This is a genomic window from Leptospira ainlahdjerensis (assembly GCF_016919175.1).
Lineage (GTDB): Bacteria > Spirochaetota > Leptospiria > Leptospirales > Leptospiraceae > Leptospira > Leptospira ainlahdjerensis.
In genome coordinates this window covers 77,057-83,595 of the sequence record NZ_JAFFPU010000068.1, presented here as the reverse complement: position 1 = coordinate 83,595, position 6,539 = coordinate 77,057, and the positions used below count along the sequence as shown (strand labels likewise).

Here is a 6,539-nt window from a genome sequence, read left to right as displayed (position 1 = left end):
ATCCTTTTTCGTGGAGGATTCGATAATGTTTATCGGTCAATTTTTTTTTGAAAAATACCAAAACGTTTGAACCTCAACTCAGGACGTTTTTGTTTTCATAAAAAGAAACGATATCCGAAACGAGTGAAAAAAAGTTTCTACTTTTTTCGAAAGATGAGACTTCCGTTTTCTATAATCAGCGTTTGATCCTTGATTTTTTGATTCCATCTTTCTTTTCCAAAAGAAATAGAATCGAGTTCCATACTCAGACAAGAAAGGGTCGTGCCCGGTTCAATCACGGCCCTTGTCATCGTCTGAAATTTTTTCGAATCGTTCTCCTTGAAAAGAATCCGAAAACCTTTTACGTTCTCCCTCTGAGAAACCGGGACGATTCCGTTTTTCATTGCCTTTGTAGACTTCTTCACAAAACAGATCTGAGAAGACGGGCTCATGCTCTCCGTATAAACGATCGTATGAGAAACTTTGTCCCGATTGATCAAGTGAACTCCGGTTTTAAATTCCTGAGCGGTCAATGCGGAAGAAAAAAGAATCGATACAAAAAAAAGCTTCTTATTAAGACCCCTTCCAAAACCGGCACAAAGCCCTGCAATCAAATCGTTCCTGCAAAATGGATGCAACTTTTCGAATATTCTATTCATCACTTTCACTGAAAAACCTCGTTGTTCCGGTTTTTTTGTATTTAGATCTCGATCCCAAAGAATCATCTTTCGCGTTCCGCAACGTGTTTCATTACCATTTCTTATGAGATACATTACTGACTATATTTTTAGATAACCGCTATAAATTTGGAAACAGTGTCCATAAATTTTCGCACAATCAAAATTTGAGAAAAACTTCGTTCTGCGATCAAGCCAAAAGCCGTCCCGTTTCTAACTTAAATGTCTGTTACTTTTCCAGAATCAACTTCCAATTTGATAAAGTCTCGGTCTCTCCGACTTTTATGAAATTATTTTTTTCAAGAACCTTATAAGATGCCGCATTCGTTTTGTCTGTCGAAGCGGTTACAGATTTCACGCTCGGTTGCATTCCAGCCCAACCAATCATTCCGTTCACAACTTCAGTCATAAATCCGTTGTTTCGAAATTCGTCGTAAGTCCCGTAACCAATTTCAATTTCGCCATCTGCGTTTGGCTCTCCTACTATAAGCAAATCACCTATCATTTTATTTTCTTCCTTTGAAATTGCCGTCCAAAGCGTGAAATACAAATAGTTTCTACTCTTGTTGGCCACATTAGGAAGAATAGTATGCTCAAAGGCTTCTTTTAATTCAGGAGAAATCGTTCTTGAACTTTCATTCAAGTGCAGCTCTTTTTCTAAAGAGTTATCGCATTTTATATATTTCAATAGTTGCTCATAGGTTAATGGCTTTATAAAAAGTCTTCTCGTTTCTATCATATTGTTTGATTTTATTCTTATAATTCGTCTTCTGCGGTCAACTAAAGTAAATAATTTATTTTTCTTAGTTCATTTATACATCTCTTAACAAAAACATTCTGTATGGATATTATTATAATTATCTCAAGGCGCAATCTGTCTTATCTTTTTCTCCGTCAAGAGTGACAAAACGATCCGCCAAAGTTTTTTGGAAGACAAATGCAGAAAGAATAAAACGGTTCGAAAATTCCTATAAGTCCTTTTTCTCTTCGTTATACATATAATCATACAAGAACTTTATCAAATAAACGATCACAAAAATGAAAAGTAAAAGGAATAGAACCACTGAAGTTAAATTGATCACGGTCACTATTCCTTCTTTTAAAGTTAAGGAAGATATTGACCAACAACCTCCATTGCCAATCCGTCTATTACATGTCTCTTCATAGGTAATCAGCATTACCTCAGAGATCAAGTAAACGGAAAAGCAAGCAAACATTCCCGCAAAAGGGAAAATTATAAATTTCTTATCCAGTATCAGAGTAAGCAATTGTAATAGGAAAAATAAACAGATTGATACGATCCCAAAGAACCAAGTGTTATCAATGTCACCATCGCGAGCCGGCGCACATTCACATTGAAGCAAGAGAGGCATTATAACTATACCGTCCAAGAGCTTACTGACTTTTTGCTTTGATTTACTCTTTCTTAATAAATCTTCTACTCCTTGTGATAAGCAATTATTAAGTGACCTTAAAAAAAAGGAGAGACTTCCGGACATTTGCATTTTAGTAAAATTTGTGAACGAAAGGCGTTGCAGGATGTTCGAATATATACCTGGGGGACTACAAGACAACCGCATAAAAGGCCGTATTGTGCCACAAACAAATCTAAGAATCAAAATCAAAGCATTACACCAATTCAATTTTAAAAAAAATATTCGGAGAATTCAGTGGCCGCGGCCTGCATCTGAAAGAGACCCAATAAAATCTTTACAGCCGGATCACCCCTTCCATTCTTCTTATCGATGTGATAATTTCTTCGTCAGAGATTCCACATTCTTATCTTTGCTAAATCAAATTTAATTCCAATCTTTTCTCAACTTGTATGTCTATATATTTGAATTTCGAGTAATCGATAATATAAAAAAAGAATATCATCATCCTTCCCTTGCCATACATCACTCGACCTCGATTAAAATTAACATTTCAATAGTTCTAAAATTTCAAATAAGAAGCATAAATTTAATATTTCTGTTCATAAACATGAGTTTGGTCGCATTAAAACTCTCGAGATCAGGAGTCCCTCAGTAATATAAATGAGACTAACGTAAATAGACGGCCAAATAATCGACTCTATCCGAAAGAAAGTAGGACATCCAGGTTTGCGAAAAGGAAATAGGAGAGTAAAAAAATGAGGTCAAGAATTACTTTTGAAAAACCACCAGATAATTCCTCTATGTTTTGCGTATAGGAAAAACGGCAAAAAGGGTCGGTTCCGACTGGGCCTGTTTGTAACAAATCATAGAAGGAAAATCTTCAAATAGAAAGCAAAATAGAGAAGACGGGATATTTTTCAAAATAATGAATCAACACACTCTAATATAAATAATTCATCATATCATCATTCACCTTACATCCTCTGAATAGCGATTTTAGAAATTAAAAAATTATTTCTTACTATTTGCAAGAAGACTTATCTCAAATTTCTAGTCGTACAGAATCTCAATAAAATCTCCATAATTATATTAAGTTTAATCAATGTTTTCGAAAATTAGGAAGAGAAAATTTAGTAATTGTTTACATAACCGGACATTGTATATATACGAATGCAAATCAAGATAGTCCAAAATTATTTATAATCTTGAATCAGGGATGACACCCTCTTTTCCGATTTTGCTTGTAATGTGCAAAATCAAAAGAAAGTCCCAAACGAGGGAAAACGTACTTGAAAGTGATCCAAGCGGATGTGGCCGAAATTAGAAAAAATGATCTCCAAAAGTATATCCTAAAAAATCAAAACAGGTAAAAAACTCTAAATCCGGTGCTTTGATTGTTTGAAGAGAACTTTTCACAAGTTTTTATCCTATGAAACTATAAATACACTATCCAAGTTAGAGATTCTCAATAATTACGATACATACTTTCAAGCGATAAAACCACCTTACAATTAAAACATTTTCGAGGAACGACAAGCAGGAAAGATATTTTTTCTCCACACTCTCGGATGAAGTCTTCTCTATCGAGTGCTGAGCGCCGATTCTTCTAATTCTGATTGATTTGAAATTATAGATTAGCATTTTGCCTTACTTGTAAAAATAAATTGTTGTATCGGAATGCTAAGTAGTAATGTAAGAAAAATCCTCAAGATCGTTTCTTATGTAGACTGACTGATGGTTGCCATTCATAGAAAGCGCGAATTTCGAAGATATTCTACGCGAGGGCAAAAATGGGCCTAAATTCTTAATGCCGATTTCGTTTCCAGAGTTCTCTTAATGTTTTTATTCGAGAAAGAAATTCCGATTCTGCGGATTTGAATTGAGAAGTTATTTTCGTATCAAAATATAGAATTGACTTCAAGTAGCACTGGTTTTGTTAAAAGGCGTGCACAACTCCTCGGATTTGATCCGAATCGAATCTACTCAAACACCTCCGAAAGATCGATCGGAATCGATTTTTTGGGAAACGAATCGGGGCTCGATAATTCTTCTTTGAAAATTATTTCATAGGGAAGATAGGAGTCTTTTTCTTCATCGAAATTCGTATTACAAATATTTAATTCTCCGACCTTTCGATTTCGAACCCCTGCCCTTTCTAACATTTATTTGAAATCGGCAGAAAGTTGCGATTCGTTTTTCTCTTACTGGAATAGACGTAGAAAAAAATTACAACGGGCGAATACACAAACGGATCTATATTTATTTTTTAGAATATTCTTCCGTTTGATTCCGATTCCCGCAACACCTTCTATTTCCTTAACTTTCTTTTTCTTCGTTTATCGTTTGAAAGGAAGAAGAGCGCGCCTCAGCTTGTGGGACCAAACCCCGTGCTTCCTTAAAAAGATCGCGGGGCTACCCAAAGGACTTTCCACCTCGATCTCTTGTTTTCCGATAAAAATTTTTCCAGTCCAGAGATGTTCCCATTCTCCTTCGGGAAGATATCCTTCTACGGTGATTTCTCCCTTTTGTAAAACGGGTATGACCAAAAGATCTTCTCCCAATAAAAATTCGTTTTTGATCTCGTGTGTTCGGCGATCGTTTGGATAGTGTAGATACAACGGACGAACCACGGGTAGTCCGGTGAGAGAAGCTTCTTTTACGAGAGCTTGCAGATATTCTTTTAATGCGAAGTGCATCTTTCCGTATCTCGCGAATTCTCGAATTGTTTCTTCGTCACTGTAGGCTTGATGGTTTTTTTCGGGGCGATTTCCTTCGTGTGTTCGAAAGGCGGGACTAAAGACGTTCAATTCCGCCCAACGTAGAAACAACTCCTTCGAACGGTGGTAATCTCTGATCGGGTTGTTGATCGTCGTATAACCACCGATATCGCTGTGATTGAGAGAAATTCCGCTAAGGCCCCCGGATAAAAGACCCGTAAGAGCGGAGATAAGACCGTCGTGTTCTCCCCAACTCACCATCTGATCCCCTTCCCAAAAGAGAGTGGAATGTTTCATCGATTCGCTGTAACCCGCTCTTGTAAAGAATACGATCTTTCCTTCCTTGCCCGCTTGCCGGATCGCTTCTCGATTGATTCGGGCCCATTCGACCGGATACACGTTATGATAGCTTTCAGCGTTTACGCCCGAATACAAAACCGCGTCGAGAGGCAACCATTCTCCAAAGTCTGCCATCCAGCCCGAAAGCCCGGCTCCGATCATATTTTTTTGGATGATTCCCTGAATCCATTTCACGGCTTCCGGGTTTGTAAGATCGAGCAAGTAAGCAGGAAAACCCGCGGTCGCGATCTCGTAGTCCTTTCCGTTTTTGTTTTTTACGAGGTAATTCTTTTTAACCGCCTCTTCGAAAAGAGGCCCTTCGTTTGCCAAAAAAGGATTCAAATATCCTAATACAGAAATCCCTTGTGCGTTTAAGTCGGAACAGAATTTTTTAAAATCGGGATAAGACTTTTCATCCGCGATCCATCTCCACCAGAGCTGGGAACCGAAGCTTGTCTTTCTTCTTCCCACCCAATCCTGGATCCAAAGTGCGGTGATCGGGTTTCCTGCTTTTTTCGCGTCTTCGATATGTTTTAATACGACTTCCTTTCCGCCTTGGACTCCGAGCCAAGTTCCATAGGCCCAATCCGGAAGTATCGGAGCCTTCCCCGTTTTCAGAGCAAATTTCTGAACGAGTTTTACGGGAGAAACGTCTTTCCAGATCGTTCCTTTGAGGCCGTTCTCTCGAAACGAGATCGTGATCTCTTCCGGTTTAGAAAAATCGAATATAGAATACGAAGTGTTTTCAAAATAGAGAGATCGATTTTTGGAAGTCAGAAAGAATGGAATCGGGGTATAAGTGGAATATTCGTTTCCTCCCGCGCCCGCCATAAGATTGGCTCCTGCGGTGATGGGTTGATCTCCCCTTCCCAAACCTTGTTCCTCGGTAAACAAAAACGGAGTTTTTCCCTTTAAATTAAAATGGGAGAATTGTTCTCCGAGTCCGAAGATATTTTCAGTCTCTTCCGAAAGAATCCGTATGTAAGAACGATTCAAAGAAGAATCCGAAAATACTACCTTAAATTCCAGGGCCGTTTCGTCTAACGAAACAAAACGAATCTCATAGTAACTCTTACAATTTTCTCCTTCGAGTTTTCCGGAAATTATGAGTTCCTTTTCATTGGAAAAAATCGCATCGATGCTCTGAGAATTACAACGAACTTGGATTTGATCTTTGATTTCAAAAGAAGCAAATTTCGATTTTACTTTTTGTTCTCCCTTAGCGGCGGATAAGAAAGGAGATCGTAAAGAGAGTTCCAGAAAAATTCCCTGAGAAGAACGAATTTCCAAAACTTCCTCTTTTTGAACTGCTTCAAATCCTTTTCCAAAACGGAATTGTTTCTCCGTCGGAAGCGAAAGTCTGGTGTAATTTGCGAAAGGACGATTGCAGAATGAAAAACAAAAAAGAACCGCAAGAATCGATAACGACCGTAAGAACATGGAAACTCCCG

The 6,539-nt window shown here is 37.9% G+C and carries 3 protein-coding genes; all 3 read right to left on the bottom strand.

What is annotated here, in order from left to right:
* Positions 1-137: 137 nt before the first annotated feature.
* Positions 138-704 (bottom strand): hypothetical protein, encoded by a 567-nt coding sequence (locus JWG45_RS17160; RefSeq protein WP_205280848.1) that lies wholly within the window; start codon positions 702-704, stop codon positions 138-140.
* A 181-nt stretch (positions 705-885) separates the two neighbouring features.
* Complete coding sequence (locus JWG45_RS17155) at positions 886-1,395, bottom strand: GNAT family N-acetyltransferase (RefSeq protein WP_205280847.1); 510 nt, start codon at positions 1,393-1,395, stop codon at positions 886-888.
* 2,973 nt (positions 1,396-4,368) lie between these two features.
* Positions 4,369-6,528 (bottom strand): alpha-glucosidase, encoded by a 2,160-nt coding sequence (locus tag JWG45_RS17150; RefSeq protein ID WP_205280846.1) that lies wholly within the window; start codon positions 6,526-6,528, stop codon positions 4,369-4,371.
* Between the last annotated feature and the right edge of the window lie 11 nt (positions 6,529-6,539).